The sequence below is a fragment of the Chromobacterium aquaticum genome, from assembly GCF_021129195.1.
GTDB lineage: Bacteria > Pseudomonadota > Gammaproteobacteria > Burkholderiales > Chromobacteriaceae > Chromobacterium > Chromobacterium aquaticum.
In genome coordinates, this window is the sequence record NZ_JAJOHW010000089.1 from 47,611 (window position 1) to 61,934 (window position 14,324).

Consider the following 14,324-nt stretch of genomic DNA (forward strand, 5'->3'; position numbering starts at 1 on the left):
AATTTAAAGTAAAGCTATGGGCGAGGCAGGAATTTTCATCCGCAGTGAAGATGACGCATATCGGTATCTGACGCAGCTGGTTGATGGCACGATCAAGTTGGACATTGAGGATCTGAATGTCCACTTTGAAGGGTGGCCAAACTTGCGTGTGTATGCCAAAGGTCGCAAGTACGATCAGTCGATTACCCCTGCCATGATGAAAAGCTTCTTGGCTCTTCAAGCTGCAGTTTATCGATCGTATGCTATAAGCAAGTACAACACACCGAACATCAACAACCTTACCAAGCAGGAAAAGGAAGACCTGGAGATTCAGGTTCGTGTTGATGGAGGCTCTTCAGATTACAATGTCGATTTTCAAGCCCTAGCTGAAAAATTTCTTGATGGAGCGATGGGAAAGATGACCGGCGAACAAATGCTCATCGTAATCCTTGCGGCCATGTTGCTGCTTTTTGGCCACTTCGCGATCAAGAGCATCCTAGAGCACCGCCGCCAAGTTAGATCTGAAGAACTTGGTACAGAGGTGCAGAAGCAGCAGCTCACGGTCATGCAGTCCATGTCCAGTGAGGAGACCAAGCGCATGACTGTCATGCAAGGTCTCATTAAAGAAAACGCGAAGGTAGACAATATTTACCGTACTGCCTACGACATGAACATGGACATGCTCAAGGGCATGGAGTCAACCAATAGTGGGGAAATTCAAGGGGTTGCACTGAGTGGTGAGCAGGCACATCTATTAGTTCAGAACGCAAGACGTCGTTCAAATGAAATACGTCTCGATGGACGGTTCAGAATTCTCGGTGTTGACAGCTCCTTACGAACGGATTTCAAGATTAAGGTCCTGAGCCTTGAGTCTGGAGAAGACTTTGTCGCACAAGCGGACGAAACCAGCCTTACTATAGATGCGATGAACAAGCTGCAACGTGCAGAGTGGAAACGAAGGGTCATTACTCTCCACATTAATGCAAAAGAGCATCACGGCCAGGTGAAGAACGCAAAGATCATGGCAGTGGGTGACATTGAGGAGCCTGAAGAGCTTGATAACGAAGAGTAAAGCTCCTAAGCCCTAAGTAACTGAAGCCCATCAAACATTACCATCCCCACCATGCCCCGCACACTGCGGGGCATGGACGCTTTAATTGACCCCAAAACCGGCGACTACGCCGGATCCCGCACCGACACCCTGGCCAACGCGGTCTATCTACGGCTGATGACGCCGCTGGGCAGCTGGTGGGCCGACCCCTCCTTGGGGTCGCGCCTGCACGAGCTGCAGCGCGAGAAGGACGTCAGTCGCGTGGCTGTGCTGGCCCGCCAATACTCCGAGCAGGCGCTTGCGCCGCTGATCAAGGACGGTCGCGCCAACAGCGTGGCCGCCACAACGTCTCGCCAGCAACCCGGCTGGCTTGAGCTGCACATCCAGGTCGAAGACATCAGCGGCCGTGTTCAACGCTTTCAGCACCCGGTGAGGGTCGCGTGATGGCATTCTCCGTTCCCGCATTCGCCAAGATCCGCGACGATCTATTGCGGGACATCAAGAACCAGTTGCCGGATGCCGACACTGGCCCCGATAGCGACTACTTCATCCGCGCCAGCTCCGTCGCCAGCGCCGTCGAAGGGTTGTATCAGCATCAGGCGTGGATCGTGCGCCAGATATTCCCCGACACCGCCGACCGCGAGTACCTGGAGCTGCATGCCCGTGTGCGCGGCCTGGCTCGCAAGGCTGCAGTGGCGGCCCAAGGACAGATCAAGGCATACGGCATGCCGGGCGCGTCGGTGCCGACTGGTCTATCCGCCAAGCTGGGCGACCAGGTGTACACCACCACGTCGGCCGGTGTGATCGACGGCACCGGCATTGCCACCGTAACTGCCGTCGCTAACACCGCCGGCACCGTTGGCAACGCCGCGGCCAATGCAGCGCTGGAGCTGACCGCCGCGCCGTCCGGCGTCACCAGCGCGGCCAGCATCGTGACCATGACCGGCGGAGTGAATGAAGAGGACGACGCGGCGCTGCTGGCGCGGCTGCTGGAACTGATCCGCCGCCCGCCGGCCGGCGGCAACCGCCACGATTACCGGCGCTGGGCGATGGAGGTGCCGGGCGTAACCGCTGCCTACGTCTATCCGCTTCGCCGTGGTCTCGGCACCGTCGACGTGGCGATCACATCGGCCGGCGCGCTGCCGTCGGAGGCCACTATCGACGCGGTACAGGACTACATCGACGACCTGCGCCCAGTCACGGCCAAGAACTGCCTGGTGTTGGCCCCTACACCCAAAACGACCAACGTCGCCGTCCAGGTGAAGTTGTCCGGTATCACCCTGGCCGCCGCACAAGTGCAGATTGAGGCGGCGTTGGGCGTCTACTTTAACCAGCTGGCACCGGGAGAGACCGCAATCAAGAGCCGCATGGAGGCCTTGATCTCCGACCTGTCCGGGGTAGTCGACCGCGCGGTGACGTTGCCGGCGGCCAACGTAGTGCCGGTGGTGGATGAAACCAAAGTGGAATGGGTGCGCGTGGGCACCGTCACCGTGACGGCGATGCCATGAACCACAATGAGCTGTTGTCCCTACTGTTGCCGCCAGTGAGCTATGCGCCCAGTGGCGGATCCTTGCAAGCTGAGCTGACCGCGGAAGGCAAGGCGCTGGATGCTGCGCAGGTCAGCGCGCGCTATGTCCTGGGCGGCGTGACGCCATTTTTGGCACAGCAACTGCTGCCGAACTGGGAGCGCGTCTGCGGCATCACCCCGCCGGCCAGCGCCCCTTATCAGCAGCGCCTGCAGGCCGTTCTGGCCAAGTTGGCGGAGATCGGCGGCTTGTCCATCCCGTACTTCATCCGCTTGGCGGCCGGGCTGGGCTACCAGATCACCATCAATGAGCCTCAGCCGTTTCGGGCTGGAGTGAGCCGGGCAGGCGACCCATTGTGGATCGCGGATGTGATTTGGGTGTGGCGAGTGGTGGTTCAAAGCGATAGCGCGGCACGAGTGTTTCGCTTTCAGGCCGGCTTGTCCGCGGCTGGCGAGCGGCTGACGACATTTGGTGACCCCATCATTGAAGAGGTGTTTAACGACTTGAAGCCAGCACACACCTTTGTTTACTTTGCTTATCAAGAGGCCTAGACATGCAACTGATCAATACGCCTGATGAGAAGTTCCATGACGGCAACCCTGCGACCGGTGAGTTGGGAACGATTGTTACCGCGGCATGGCTCAACGCCATCCAGGGCGAACTGGCGAACCTGGTTACCGGGCTGAGTGGCTCAATCGATCCCACAAAGGATGACCAAGTCAAGACGTTTCTACTGGCGGTGCTTGCGCAAAAAGCGGCTCTTGCCAGCCCGGTCTTTGCATCTGGCTTGAAGGTCCACATTGCAGCCAACAACAACATCGAAGTGCTGGCCCCGAACACTGGGCCGGGATCGCGACTGATGGCGCGAGACGACGGAGGCAGCTTTTCTCGTCTCGAACTGCAAGGGTCCAAAATCGTGTTCTCGGCGACTGGCGGCGTAGATGGCTTGGTTTACGATGCCGCAACGGGCGCGTTGTCGGTTCCTGGCCCAGCAGGCGTAGGCAACGCAACCCAGGCTGGTCAAGCCGTTGCGCTCGGCCAGTTACCTACCGTTGTCTCGTCGAAAATCCAGCCCCTCGCTGCTGCCGTTAGCGCAAATGCGCTGACGTTGACGTTGAACCCGACAACGCTGGATTTCCGCTCTGCGACGCTGACAAGCGGCGCTGTGAATGCGTCAACGTCTATCGGCTCTGCACTGTCCATAACCGTGCCATCCGGCGCAACGCTGGGCATGGCCAATGGCCAGGCGGCCACGCTAGCCCTGATTGTGGCGTACAACGGAGGCACCCCCGTCGCATGCGTCGCAAACATTGCCGGCGGTATAGATCTGAGTGAGACCACACTGATCAGCCCCGCGACAATTAGTAGTGGAGCGACGTCAGCCGGCACGATCTACTCTGCATCGGCGGTCTCGGCAAACTCCCCATACCGTGTTGTGGGCTTCGTCCAGGTTACCGAAGCCACTGCCGGTACTTGGGCAACGGCACCTTCCTTGGTGCAGGGCCTTGGAGGGCAGGGGCTGGCCTCGTTGCAATCATTTGGCTTTGGGCAAACCCTCCAAAACCTTACCGCATCGCGGGCGCTGAACACGACCTACTACAACACGACGAACAAACCCATCTTTGTTCAAGTCGCGGTCTATTTAGGTTCTGGCAACAGCATGAACTTGCTAATCAATGGCTCGCAAACGCAAACCAACTTCAACAATACCGGGTTAACAACATACCTCTCGTTTTCTGCGGTGGTGCCGCCAGGTCAATCCTATCTTGTTGGCCCGGCCGGTCCCAGCTTTACTTGGTTTGAAACCCGATAAGGAGAGAAGGCAATGCCATATTTTCAAGATACGGCCGGTGGGCTGCACTTCCTTTCCGAAAGCGACCTTGCGAACGGTTGCGATGTGTATTTGCCGGCAGGGAGTGTCGAGATCACCGACGACGAGGCTAAGGTCATTCAGAATCCGTCGCCCAGCGCCGAGCAGCAGGCGGAACAGGTGCGAGCGCAACGAGACCAACGTCTGCAGTTGACCGAGTGGTTTGTACAACGTCACCGCGACGAGATCGAAATGTCGAAGCCCACCACGCTGAGCACCAGCCAGTTTTCGATTCTGCAGGCGTACCGCCAAGCCCTTCGTGATGTTCCTGCGCAGGTCGGTTTCCCGACATCGGTTACGTGGCCGGATACGCCTGCATCTGTGCAGGATGGCGAATAGATGCGATAGGGTGAGGCCGGTCGGTGCTTGTGCACTCGCCCGGCCTTTTGTATTGCACAATGTAGCATCCCGCTTTATGCGGTTTTGGTGACAATCAAACTGCAAATTCAGGTGTTATCGGCGCTATTTGCCGGTGCCAAATCTTGTGCAAATGAGTGCCAAATAGCGCGCCGCGTTACATTAGCGCGGTGCGAGTTCAGCCGCGCCTCGGGCCTGACAGGCCCCGGCGGGAAGCCGAAGGCCAGGCTTGCAGGGCGGCCTTTGGGGTAAAGGGGAATTTGGCCGCGCAAATTCCCCTTTCCGTTCGCCGGGCGGAACCGGCCCTAAACCATCATCCGCGCAGCGGATTCAAGCCCAGCCAAGATTATGAACCAGATCTGGTGCAAGCCTCGCTAGCTTGACCCGGCCACCCCACTCGGTAACAATCGCCGGGTGCTGTCATTAGCGGCACCGGGATTGGCGTCCCGTTCGAAACAGGGGGATGAAGGCGCATCTGCGCCTTCATCCGTACCCGCTTTGCGTCTGTACTTCATGCATGGCTGGCGGGTGCGTGGTGGGAGAGCGCCTAGCGCTCACCGATTCCTTGTTTCTCGGTACGCCAATCCTGCCTCGCGCCTGCCTACACCTACCCCACGATTCACAGGCAGGTGGTTTATCTTGTGTCACCGCAGGAGAAACACCATGTCGAAAACCTTTCCCACTCGCCGTCGCTATCGCCAAGCCGCGCTGGAAGCGCGCGAAGCCCTGCTCCCCTTCGTGTCACGACGCCCAGGACGGCCACAAGCCGATTACTGGCAGATGCCAGCCGCGCACCCGGACTACGCCGCCGACTGCGCCTATGGCCGCGAATGCGGCGCCCATCTAGTGCAATGGCTGAAGGACAACCCCGGCTACCGCGCCCAAAGCCTGCTGGCGCGCATCAGCCGCGACATCGACTTCCGCAAGCCGGAACAACGCGGCTTCCGGGTAGGCTTCTTCAACTATCTGGAAGCCATGCTCACGCTGGCCGCGCGCAAGGTGGACGTGTTCGAGCATGTTGACGAACTGCACCGTCAGCAACAGGCGCAGATCAAACGCAAGAATATGGAAAACCGCGCGGTGCGGAAGATAGAGAAGAAGTAAGGAAGAATGAACCCCGGCTTAGGCCGGGGTTTGGTTGGGGGTGGGCTTTTTGGAGATGATGATTGATGGGCTTATGGCCATTTACGACCCGAAGCTACCCTGCGTGCCATGAGAAGCCGGACACTCAACATGAACACAAGCCGACTGCACAAATGCAGCTTTTGACGGTCGACTTGGCTGTAGTGTTATGCAGATGTAACCGTTGTCGCTTCAGCTTGGAAAACAACATTTATGATTTGCCTTGTCGTGCTTACAACTGAATAGAAAAGTAGAAATGATGAGATGACAAAAATTGATGCAAGGTCGAATTCACCAAATCCTGTAAAGAAGGACCCACCAAAAAACAGCTGTAAATAGAGTCCTTTCAATAGCGCAAGTGATGTACTTCCAGAAAAGCCATAGGTGGCAATTGTGAACACCGCATCGGCGTATCCGCCAAAACTTCTATAGATTAAACCCTCTCCTCCATTTTCGTCGGGTTCACAGAAGAACTTGCCTGCACCAACGCCGACAATTGCAAGGAGCCAGATGACTACCGCTGGCCAATAAGATTCGAGAAAAATACGAACAGCGTTCTTTGCTTCATCTTTGCTGTAGACGAGAACAAGTCCAAGGATGAGCAATGCAATGACTACGAATAGCCTCGATGGGCTGAACTTGCCGCGGCTCATGCGATGCTCCTGTTAAACTGAGTAACTTCAGCTTCCTCTTTCTTGTCTTGCTCCTTTCCGAGTAGAGCACCAATAACACCACCAGCCGCAACACCCGCTCCCCCACCCAGCGCTCCGATTACACCGCCCACCAGCATTCCAATGGCGGTGTTGTCGGAGCCCTTTTCCGCTACGACATCGCTTACACAGTAAGTAGCACCATTTGCCTTAAAGACTTTGCCTCCAAGTTTTTGTGCAAGTGCCTGGCGGTTTGGGGCAATGGTACGAAGGAATACTTTTCCGTTTTTTTTCTTATCAATCACATAGAGTTTCAAAGGCACTCCTCATGTGTATAGTGTGAAGCCAACTGGTGGACGGAAGGAGCCTGCAAGCGCAACTTGCAGGCGATCAGTATTAAGTGCGGGCTTAGTTTCAGGTAGACGACTCACAACGTATTCATTTACAGTATTAACACACATGAAAACCAGCTCCACATTTATGCCTCCGCTGTGCTAGACCAAGGTACGGAAACAATTACGCAAGCATCTAAAATTTTAGCCATAAAGCATACCAGCACAGCAGATTCATGCCAATAGGGTGTGCGCATTTATGAGCACGCAAGCCCTAGAGCCGCCTCCCACCCACAACTGGACAGCACAGTCATTGAGGCTTTCTTGTTGTGGCTCAACAGCGAGCGCGGCATCTTAACCATTGAGCTCCTGATGCACTTACGCCTGCTTTCGATCACGGTACCGAGAGACTAATCCTGACCGGGAGTAGTTCATAGCCAGCGACTGTAAGCGACCTAAAGCGGAAGGTCGATCAATATAAAAGCGGCCACTCAACGTCTGATGTTAGGAGCCATCTCAGCGAAGCCACGAATATACCTCACGGCTTATGCTTATGAGCTTTCTCTCAACGAAATGGTTGGACCTAGAGCAAACCAGGCGTGATTTTTTCGAAACGGACTCGTCCTTGGCTAACCCAAAGTATGATTGCGCCATCTCTTTGACTTGTTGTCGACGGAATAAGAACAGCGCCGAGCTCATCGTTTGGCCGCAAAAATGTTGGACCATAGATATCTATAAGCTTGCGCAATGATTTTGCTAAGGCTTCTATTCTCTGCGGTGCGCCGACTCCACCGCTGGATGCAACCCTCGCGAAAAAGAGTCGCGTTGCACTGGGGACAATAAGTAGCTTGTAAAAATCCCAAGCATATCCGTTAGTCGGAATTGGATTGAAATCGATAGGATGGCTTGGGCCAACTTCGCTTTCACCTGTGACCTGAATGGGACTCGATGCAGTCTGATTCACAACACAATAATCAAGCATTAGTTGGTCTTTGTCGTGAATTCGATCAGGAGAGGAAACCCACAAAGCATCCACGATACTCTGACTCAAGTTGTTTGATCCGTTTGAACATCTGGCAGTCAGCACCTCACCTGCAGCTCGATTTAGTGCGGCTTCTGTAAAAAAAGCTATACCCCAAGCCGATGCCTGTGCCGCATATGGTTTTGAATTCGATGACAAAGGCCACCAATCAGTCTGCAATTTAAGTTGCTTGATCGTATTGTTTTTGGCTATGACAAGCCATTGCTCAAGTTCTGTTTTATTCATATATATCTCGATGACTGATCTAACATAATGTAGATCGCAAATCCTGCGGCATAATCTAGTCACCCCATCCACTCGAAACTGGCTTACCTTGCTAAGCCAGTGGCTAATGCGCTAGAATTACATAAATGTATAAATTTACCGTAAAACCCTCACACCACCTAGCCCTACTTTAGCTGATTGGTTCTGGCCTAAGACTCCCAGAATGATGGACCAACATCCGCAATATGGATAGCCTTGTTGACAGACCGCTCTTGGATCGTCAACAGCTACCTAAAATATCCCCCCTCCTCGCCTTCTCAATACCCGCAATATCAATCTTCACCATCCCCATCATCGCGTCGAACACCCGTTTGGCGGCGGCACGATCCGGATCGGCCAGCGCCTCAGTCAACACACGCGGAGTGATTTGCCAGCTTAGGCCCCATTTATCCTTGCACCAGCCACAGGCGCTGGCCTGGCCGCCGTTGCCGACAATGGCCTGCCACAGGCGATCGGTTTCCGCCTGGTCCTCGGTGGCGACTTGGAAGGAGAAGGCTTCACTGTGCTGGAAAGTGGAGCCGCCATTGAGACCCAGACACGGGATGCCCAGCACGGTGAATGCCACGGTAAGCACATCACCTTCCTTGCCGGCCGGGTAATCACCGGGCGCGCGCAGCACTGTGCCGACGCGGCTATCCGGAAAGGTGGCGGCATAGAAGCGCGCGGCGTCTTCGGCGTCGCCGTCGTACCACAAGCAGATGGTGTTTTTGTGCATGGTCCCTCCTCTGGTCCGCTGATCTGTCGCTGGCGGTCAAGAAAAATGACGTATAAATCAAACCATTTTATAGCACAAAGGCATTTTCTGCGGCATTGATCCAAAGCAGCCGCGCATAAAAAGCCTTCTCAGCCGCGACATCGGCTTCCGCAAGCCGGCGCAACGCGGCTTCCGGGTGGGCTTCTTCAACTATCTGGAAGCCATGCTCATGCTGGCCGTGCGCAAGGTGGATGGGTACGAGGACATTGACGAACGGCATCGCCAGCAGCGGGCGCTGCTCAAACGCAAAACCATGGAGAGCCGCACGGCACGGCGGATAGAGAAGAAGAAAAACAGGAACCCGGCTTGCGCCGGGGTGGTGCGGGACATTCAGGGATGATGGGGGCTTAGAACCTGTTTACGATCGTAAATACGTTCTGAGCTTATGGCTGCCCAGGACCCAAAGTAGCCGTGCCCCGTCAGGGACAGGAAATGGCGGCTTTAACACAGATGGCAGCGGTACATTGAGGGTTATTATACCGACGGATTCATTACAAAATGGCTTGAAGAATATGGCATTTGGGTGTGACAATATGCGTCAGTAATATCTATTGATATATGGACCCGCGCGCCCGTATAAAACCCGTTAGAGCTTGTACATGCCAAAACCAATCGCAGCCATTCTGCTTATATTAGCTTTCCACTCAAGCGCCCAAGCCAATGACAACATCGCGCCCAATGCAGATTCGGGCCTTAACTCCTACTTCATTCGTGGGGATGAGGCCCCCTATGAAGAAGTAGAAAGAAGGTTTATCGATGCCGCCAAAAACGCTCAAGAGGATGAGCTCATCAAGCTAATGTCGCCCTTAACACGGAGAGACAGCTCTGAGAATGAGGTGAAGACTTTTATTGCATCAATGAAGGAGTATTTTTCCGACTATGCATCAGATCTGAAATGCAAGTCCATTGTCCCCAACAAAGACGAGTATGGAAATGTTGGCTTCTTCTTTTTTAATGCTTTCAGGACAAGCAACGGCAGTGGCAGGGCCTATGTCATGGCACTGGTTAAGGAAAACAAGCAGATCTATGTAGCGACCGTTTTCCGGAAGTTTGTCAATCAATACCATGCACGCTGTAGAGGGCAACTCTAACTCATCGCTACAGTGGGCGCGCCGCCAAAAAGCATGGCGCGGCGCCCCCTCCTCCACTCCGCGCAGCCTCAATTCCCTCAACATCCATCCTCCCCATCATCGCAGCGAGCACCCTCTTGGCGGCGGCGCGCTCCGGATCGGCCAGCACCTTGGAAAGCATCTTCTGCGGCATTGATCCAAAACCGCCGCGCATAAAAAAAGCCTCCCTGAGGGGGAGGCTTGGCGTTGTGCCGGCTGGCCGTCGCGGTGGCCAGCGGCCTTGCGCTTACATGCTGCCGTGGAAGGTGCGGTTGATCACGTCCAGCTGCTGCTCGCGCGTCAGCTTGACGAAGTTCACCGCATAGCCGGACACGCGGATGGTCAGTTGCGGGTACAGCTCCGGGTGTTCCATCGCATCCATCAGGGTTTCGCGCTTGAACACGTTGACGTTGACGTGGAAACCGCCGGCGTCGGAGAAGCCGTCCAGGCAGTTGGCCAGGTTGGCAACGCGTTCTTCTTCGCTATGGCCCAATGCGTCCGGGGTAGCGGAAGCGGTCCAGCTGATACCGTCCAGCGCGGCTTCATACGGCAGCTTGGCTACCGATGCGCCCGCGGCGACAAAGCCTTTCACGTCGCGGCCGTTCATCGGGTTGGCGCCCGGAGCGAACGGTTCGCCGGCGCGGCGGCCGCACGGGGTGTTGCCGGTTTTCTTGCCGTACACCACGTTGGAGGTGATGGTGAGCACGGACTGAGTCGGCATCGCGTTGCGGTAGAAGTGCGGCTGGGCCTTGATCTTGTCCATGAAGGTTTCGGTCAGCCATACCGCGATGCTGTCGGCGCGGTCGTCGTTATTGCCGTAAGCCGGGTAGTCGCCTTCGATCTTGTAGTCCACCGCCAGGCCCGCTTCGTTGCGGATGATGTGCACTTTGGCGTGCTTGATGGCGGACAGGGAGTCGGCGGCCACGGACAGGCCGGCGATGCCGCAAGCCATGGTGCGCAGGATGTCGCGGTCGTGCAGCGCCATTTCGATGCGTTCGTAGGCGTACTTGTCGTGCATGTAGTGGATGCAGTTCAGCGCCTTGACGTAAGTCGCGGCCAGCCAGTCCATCAGCAGGTCGAACTTGGGCATCAGTTCGTCGTAGGTCAGCACGTCGCTCTTGATCGGCTCGAAGCCCTTGGCCACTTGCACGCCGGATTTTTCATCCACGCCGCCGTTGATGGCGTAGAGCATGGCCTTGGCCAGGTTGGCGCGGGCGCCGAAGAACTGCATTTGCTTGCCGATGCGCATCGCGGACACGCAGCAGGCGATGCCGTAGTCGTCGCCCCAGTGCGGACGCATCAGGTCGTCGTTTTCGTACTGGATGGAGCTGGTGTCGATGGACACTTTGGCGCAGAAGTCCTTGAAGCCGCGCGGCAGCTGGGTGGACCACAACACGGTCAGGTTGGGTTCCGGCGCCGGGCCCAGGTTGTACAGGGTGTTGAGGAAGCGGAAGCTGCTCTTGCTCACCAGGGTACGGCCGTCTTCGCCCATGCCGCCGATGGATTCGGTCACCCAGGTCGGGTCGCCGGAGAACAGTTGGTCGTATTCCGGGGTGCGCAGGAAGCGCACGATGCGCAGCTTGATCACCAGGTCGTCGATCATTTCCTGGGCTTGTTCTTCAGTCAGCGCGCCGGAGGCCAGATCGCGCTCGATGTAGACGTCCAGGAAGGTGGCGACGCGGCCGAAGGACATGGCGGCGCCGTTTTGTTCTTTCACGGCGGCCAGGTAGGCGAAGTAAGTCCACTGCACCGCTTCGCGGGCGTTGACGGCCGGGCGGCTGATGTCGAAGCCGTACTTGGCGGCCATCTGCTTCAGTTCGTCCAGCGCGCGGAATTGTTCGGACAGTTCTTCGCGCAGGCGCAGCACGTCTTCGTTGAAAACGGCGTCGTCCAGCTCATGGAATACTTTTTGGCGTTCGGCGCGCAGGAAGTCGGTGCCGTACAGCGCCACGCGGCGGTAGTCGCCGATGATGCGGCCGCGGCCGTAGGCGTCAGGCAGGCCGGTGATCACGCCGGATTTACGCGCGGCCATGATGTCCGGGGTGTAGGTGTCGAACACGCCCTGGTTGTGGCTCTTGCGGTAGTGGGTCCACACGTCCTTGATGACCGGGTCCAGCTTGAAGCCAAAGGCTTCCAGGCCGTTCTCAACCATGCGCAGGCCGCCGTTGGGCATGATGGCGCGCTTGAGCGGAGCGTCGGTTTGCAGGCCGACGATGACTTCGCTGGCTTGGTCGATGTAGCCGGCGTCATGCGCGGTGATGGAGCTGCCGCGGTCAGCGGCTACATCCAGCACGCCACGGGCGCGTTCTTCTTTCAGCAACTCGCTCAGGGTGTCCCACAGCTTCTGGGTGCGCGCGGTGGCGGGCGCCAGGAAGCTGGCGTCGCCTTCAAACGGCTTGTAGTTCAGCTGGATGAAGTTGCGGACATCCACCTTGCTTTGCCATTCACCACCGGTGAAATCGCGCCAGGGGTTGGCTTGAGTCGCGTCACGATTCAGAGCATCCATGTGTGCCTCCTAGTAACTATCAGTAAATGTTGAGTACTGAACATATTGTACATTCGGTTTCGAAAAAAATCGTTTGATAAAGATCAACTGCCGCCGACTAAAACGCGGTTTCCGAACCGGGCGCCGCGGCGGCGAAATTCCATAAAAAACGCTTTATTTTCAATACCATGAAAAACCACATCAACACACCGTCATTGTAGCCGGCGCATTACATTCGAAAACGAACATCAAACACTGGTTCCGAGCGCCGTCGCGGCCGGTTTTGCGGCTTCGCGCCGCGCCGGCAGCGTGTGACGCTCCAGCAGGTAAACCACCAGGCCCACGCCCAGCGCGCCGCCGGCGATATTGCCCAGGGTGGCCGGAATCATATTGTGCAGGATGGCGGCGGCGTCCAGGCCTTGCATGCCGTGCAGCAGGGCCAGCGAGAAGAAGGCCATGTTGGCGATGCTGTGTTCAAAGCCTGAGAAGAAGAACACGAACACCAGCAGCAGGATCATCAGCATCTTGGCGGCATCGCCGGCCATGCGCAACGGCACCCATACCGCCAGGCAGATCACCCAGTTGCACAGCGCGCCCTTCCAGAAGATTTCCCAAGCGCCGGCATGCACTTTATGCGCGGCCACATTGAACAGCAGGTGGTCGGCCGGCAGGCTGCCCATGCCGCCGGCGCCGGCGAACACCGCGGTGAACAGCAACACGCCCAGCAGATTGCCCAGGTAGACCATGGTCCAGCTGCGCAGCAGGTTGCACACGCGGCAGTCGCCGCTGAGCACGCCCACGCTGAAGTACATCACATTGCTGGTGAACAGCTCCAGCTTGCAGACGATGATGCTGACCAGGGCCACGCCAAAGAAGCCGGCCACGGCGATGTAGTAGCCGGGGGAGCCGACGGCGAAGAAGACCTGGCCCAGCTTGAGGCTGACGCTGAGCACCACGGCGATCAGCGCGCCGGCCATGCCGGCGCTCAATAGATAGCGCCCAGGGTGCTGACGCAGCACGGTCTGTTTGGAGGCGGCTTCGGCCGCGACATAGGCGAGTGTGGAGGCGTGATTCATGTTTTTCATTTCGCGAGCTAGGGCAGAGCCGCCGGCCTCGGGTCCATCTTGATGCAATGCCTATCAACTGATGATGCCGTTTTCAGGTTTCCGCCGGGACTTGCCCGGCCTGGCCTGCTTCCGACACGAGTTTGTTTGACTGTCATCCTTGATGGCTTCCCGCGCCTGCGCTTGCGCCGATTGTTGGTTCACGAAAATTTTATGTTCGTATTGCATCATCGTTGTTTGATAACAATCAAACGCAGGTCTTTCCCTGGCGAGACTCTGTTCAGCTCCTTCTTTTTGCAACATGGCCGGCAACGGTTTTGCCTTTCGCCGCGCCACGAAAGCGTCCTTCTCCACCGGACACCGGCTTTACGCCGATGGCAAGCGCGATTGCCAACAACACAAAAACGCTTAAAAATCAGTAATATAAGTGAAAAACGGTCGTTTGATAGGCAAAACAATGTTTGAAACCAATCAAAAAATGTTCGTTTTGAAAAATTTTTGTTCGTTTTCGAAAAAAATTTTGCTGCTCGGATTTCATATTATGATACTTCATCACAAGCCGTCGGCCATGCTGATATAGCAAACGTCTTGACGTAAGCGAGCACCTCCACCTCCCCTGCATTGTGCCCGCCACCCACCACAGCAATCCAATTAATTACTATTTTTCAGTTAGTTAGCTCACCAAACCAAGCCATTGCCACGGACTAGGCAGCCTGTTT

16 protein-coding genes are annotated in these 14,324 nt (G+C 56.5%); 9 read left to right on the forward strand and 7 right to left on the reverse strand.

Annotation, left to right across the window (positions count from 1 at the left end; genetic code table 11):
* Positions 1–16: 16 nt before the first annotated feature.
* The 7 genes from LQT98_RS14035 to LQT98_RS14065 all read left to right on the forward strand — a co-directional run bounded on the left by LQT98_RS14035 (position 17) and on the right by LQT98_RS14065 (position 5,887).
* Positions 17–1,051 (forward strand): hypothetical protein, encoded by a 1,035-nt coding sequence (locus LQT98_RS14035; protein WP_231462988.1) that lies wholly within the window; start codon positions 17–19, stop codon positions 1,049–1,051.
* A gap of 72 nt (positions 1,052–1,123) precedes the next feature.
* The gene (locus LQT98_RS14040) at positions 1,124–1,474 is read left to right on the forward strand and encodes a phage GP46 family protein (protein ID WP_231462990.1); all 351 of its coding nucleotides are present in this window, start codon (positions 1,124–1,126) and stop codon (positions 1,472–1,474) included.
* Complete coding sequence (locus LQT98_RS14045) at positions 1,474–2,538, forward strand: baseplate J/gp47 family protein (protein WP_231462992.1); 1,065 nt, start codon at positions 1,474–1,476, stop codon at positions 2,536–2,538. Before LQT98_RS14040 ends, LQT98_RS14045 begins: the two co-directional genes overlap by 1 nt.
* A complete protein-coding gene (locus tag LQT98_RS14050) occupies positions 2,535–3,107 on the forward strand; it encodes a YmfQ family protein (protein WP_231462995.1) in 573 nt (190 codons plus the stop codon). The genes LQT98_RS14045 and LQT98_RS14050 overlap by 4 nt, the downstream gene beginning before the upstream one ends.
* Positions 3,108–3,109: 2 nt before the next feature.
* Entirely contained in the window at positions 3,110–4,369 is a 1,260-nt protein-coding gene (locus LQT98_RS14055) for a hypothetical protein (RefSeq protein ID WP_231462997.1), read from the forward strand.
* Positions 4,370–4,381: 12 nt separating this feature from the next.
* Positions 4,382–4,765, forward strand: coding sequence for a phage tail assembly chaperone (locus tag LQT98_RS14060; RefSeq protein ID WP_231462999.1), 384 nt, complete (start codon positions 4,382–4,384; stop codon positions 4,763–4,765).
* A gap of 681 nt (positions 4,766–5,446) precedes the next feature.
* Complete coding sequence (locus LQT98_RS14065) at positions 5,447–5,887, forward strand: hypothetical protein (protein WP_231463001.1); 441 nt, start codon at positions 5,447–5,449, stop codon at positions 5,885–5,887.
* Positions 5,888–6,072: 185 nt separating this feature from the next.
* Here LQT98_RS14065 and LQT98_RS14070 read toward each other — a convergent pair whose 3' ends face one another.
* The 4 genes from LQT98_RS14070 to LQT98_RS14085 all read right to left on the reverse strand — a co-directional run bounded on the left by LQT98_RS14070 (position 6,073) and on the right by LQT98_RS14085 (position 8,908).
* Complete coding sequence (locus tag LQT98_RS14070; RefSeq protein ID WP_231463003.1) at positions 6,073–6,558, reverse strand: hypothetical protein; 486 nt, start codon at positions 6,556–6,558, stop codon at positions 6,073–6,075.
* Positions 6,555–6,872: a hypothetical protein gene (locus tag LQT98_RS14075; RefSeq protein ID WP_231463005.1), complete on the reverse strand. Its 318-nt coding sequence runs from the start codon at positions 6,870–6,872 to the stop codon at positions 6,555–6,557. The genes LQT98_RS14070 and LQT98_RS14075 overlap by 4 nt, the downstream gene beginning before the upstream one ends.
* A gap of 598 nt (positions 6,873–7,470) precedes the next feature.
* Positions 7,471–8,154, reverse strand: coding sequence for a hypothetical protein (locus tag LQT98_RS14080; protein WP_231463007.1), 684 nt, complete (start codon positions 8,152–8,154; stop codon positions 7,471–7,473).
* Positions 8,155–8,413: 259 nt separating this feature from the next.
* Entirely contained in the window at positions 8,414–8,908 is a 495-nt protein-coding gene (locus LQT98_RS14085) for a VOC family protein (protein WP_231463008.1), read from the reverse strand.
* Between the two features lie 175 nt (positions 8,909–9,083).
* Between LQT98_RS14085 and LQT98_RS14090 the strand changes: the two genes are divergently transcribed.
* Together LQT98_RS14090 and LQT98_RS14095 are read left to right on the forward strand one after the other, a co-directional pair.
* Positions 9,084–9,287 carry a hypothetical protein gene (locus LQT98_RS14090; protein WP_231463011.1) on the forward strand — a complete coding sequence of 68 codons (204 nt, stop codon included), beginning with the start codon at positions 9,084–9,086 and terminating at the stop codon, positions 9,285–9,287.
* A gap of 259 nt (positions 9,288–9,546) precedes the next feature.
* The gene (locus LQT98_RS14095; RefSeq protein ID WP_231463013.1) at positions 9,547–10,038 is read left to right on the forward strand and encodes a hypothetical protein; all 492 of its coding nucleotides are present in this window, start codon (positions 9,547–9,549) and stop codon (positions 10,036–10,038) included.
* A gap of 265 nt (positions 10,039–10,303) precedes the next feature.
* On the opposite strand, the gene pflB is transcribed toward LQT98_RS14095, so the two are convergent.
* From pflB to LQT98_RS14110, 3 genes are all read right to left on the reverse strand, one after another.
* On the reverse strand, positions 10,304–12,562 hold the full coding sequence (pflB, locus tag LQT98_RS14100) for a formate C-acetyltransferase (protein ID WP_107800127.1): 2,259 nt from the start codon (positions 12,560–12,562) through the stop codon (positions 10,304–10,306).
* 227 nt (positions 12,563–12,789) lie between these two features.
* Complete coding sequence (locus tag LQT98_RS14105; RefSeq protein ID WP_048410877.1) at positions 12,790–13,617, reverse strand: formate/nitrite transporter family protein; 828 nt, start codon at positions 13,615–13,617, stop codon at positions 12,790–12,792.
* A 63-nt stretch (positions 13,618–13,680) separates the two neighbouring features.
* Complete coding sequence (locus tag LQT98_RS14110; protein ID WP_156183919.1) at positions 13,681–13,959, reverse strand: hypothetical protein; 279 nt, start codon at positions 13,957–13,959, stop codon at positions 13,681–13,683.
* Positions 13,960–14,324: the final 365 nt, after the last annotated feature.

Bases quoted from the DNA above. Each gene is read 5' to 3' on its own strand.
- LQT98_RS14080 (WP_231463007.1), bottom strand. From the start codon at position 8,154: ATGAATAAAACAGAACTTGAGCAATGGCTTGTCATAGCCAAAAACAAT.
- LQT98_RS14050 (WP_231462995.1), top strand. From the start codon at position 2,535: ATGAACCACAATGAGCTGTTGTCCCTACTGTTGCCGCCAGTGAGCTAT.
- LQT98_RS14105 (WP_048410877.1), bottom strand. From the start codon at position 13,617: ATGAATCACGCCTCCACACTCGCCTATGTCGCGGCCGAAGCCGCCTCC.
- LQT98_RS14055 (WP_231462997.1), top strand. From the start codon at position 3,110: ATGCAACTGATCAATACGCCTGATGAGAAGTTCCATGACGGCAACCCT.
- LQT98_RS14040 (WP_231462990.1), top strand. From the start codon at position 1,124: ATGGACGCTTTAATTGACCCCAAAACCGGCGACTACGCCGGATCCCGC.
- LQT98_RS14065 (WP_231463001.1), top strand. From the start codon at position 5,447: ATGTCGAAAACCTTTCCCACTCGCCGTCGCTATCGCCAAGCCGCGCTG.
- LQT98_RS14085 (WP_231463008.1), bottom strand. From the start codon at position 8,908: ATGCACAAAAACACCATCTGCTTGTGGTACGACGGCGACGCCGAAGAC.
- LQT98_RS14070 (WP_231463003.1), bottom strand. From the start codon at position 6,558: ATGAGCCGCGGCAAGTTCAGCCCATCGAGGCTATTCGTAGTCATTGCA.
- LQT98_RS14095 (WP_231463013.1), top strand. From the start codon at position 9,547: ATGCCAAAACCAATCGCAGCCATTCTGCTTATATTAGCTTTCCACTCA.
- LQT98_RS14060 (WP_231462999.1), top strand. From the start codon at position 4,382: ATGCCATATTTTCAAGATACGGCCGGTGGGCTGCACTTCCTTTCCGAA.
- LQT98_RS14045 (WP_231462992.1), top strand. From the start codon at position 1,474: ATGGCATTCTCCGTTCCCGCATTCGCCAAGATCCGCGACGATCTATTG.
- pflB (WP_107800127.1), bottom strand. From the start codon at position 12,562: ATGGATGCTCTGAATCGTGACGCGACTCAAGCCAACCCCTGGCGCGAT.
- LQT98_RS14035 (WP_231462988.1), top strand. From the start codon at position 17: ATGGGCGAGGCAGGAATTTTCATCCGCAGTGAAGATGACGCATATCGG.